Source organism: Synechococcus sp. R8-2 (assembly GCF_047461715.1).
Lineage (GTDB): Bacteria > Cyanobacteriota > Cyanobacteriia > Thermostichales > Thermostichaceae > Thermostichus.
Window position 1 is genome coordinate 1 of the sequence record NZ_JANSHQ010000745.1, and the last position, 910, is coordinate 910.

Sequence of the window (910 nt, forward strand, 5' to 3'; positions counted from 1 at the left end):
CCGATCCCCACCCCGGCAACCTCTTTTACTTGGGATCCGGTCGCGTGGCCCTGCTGGATTGCGGCATGATTGGGCGGCTGGATCCGCGCACGCAGCAGATTCTGCTGGAGCTGATGCTGGCCATTGTCAGCCTCGATGCCCAGCGCTGTGCCGAATTGACCCTGGAGTTGGCCCTGCCGGAAAGATCCGCGGTCCGCTTGCGGGATCAGACTGTCAGCTTGGCCCAGCTCCAAAGCGACTACGAGCGTCTGCTGCGCCAGTACTACACCCTGAGCATTGCGGAGCTCAACTTCAGCCAGCTCTTTTCTGAGATCCTGCAGGCGGCCCGGCGCAACCAGATCCGCATTCCCGGCAATTTGGGCCTCTGTGCCAAGGCGCTGGCCAATTTGGAAGGGATCGCCCGCCAGCTCACCCCCGACTACAACCTGCCGGAGCAGCTTCGCCCCCTGATGGCGGATGTGTTTCGGGCGCAATTGCTGGGGGAGGCCCCTCTGCCTTCGCTGCTGCGCACGGCTTTGGATTTGAAAAATCTCTCTCTGCAATCGCCGCGCCAGATGGAGCTGCTGCTCAGCCGCATCACCTCGGAAACCCAGCGCTGGAACTTGACCATCCAAGAGCTGGACGGGATCCGCAGCAGCCTGGATCAGTCGGCCAACCGCCTTTCCTACAGCATTGTGGTCGGCTCTCTGATCGTCGGAGCTGCCATCATCTCGGCTCAGACGCAGCGGTTTCAGGTCTTTGGGCTGAGCGAACTCCTGTTCGGCGCGGCCAGCCTGTTGGGGCTGTGGCTCGTCATCAGCATCCTGCGCTCCGGTCGCCTGCGCGGCTAGATTGGCTGAGGTTGGCTCATCAGTGGACTCAGGGCCCTACTGCCCTTGTCTGGATCTCGATGTTTCCAAAAGAACACCAA

At 61.8% G+C, this 910-nt stretch carries 1 protein-coding gene; it reads left to right on the forward strand.

Annotated elements, in window-relative coordinates:
- Positions 1-830 (forward strand): AarF/UbiB family protein (locus tag NW819_RS14400; RefSeq protein ID WP_414414164.1); only part of this gene is annotated, 830 nt, incomplete at its 5' end.
- Between the last annotated feature and the right edge of the window lie 80 nt (positions 831-910).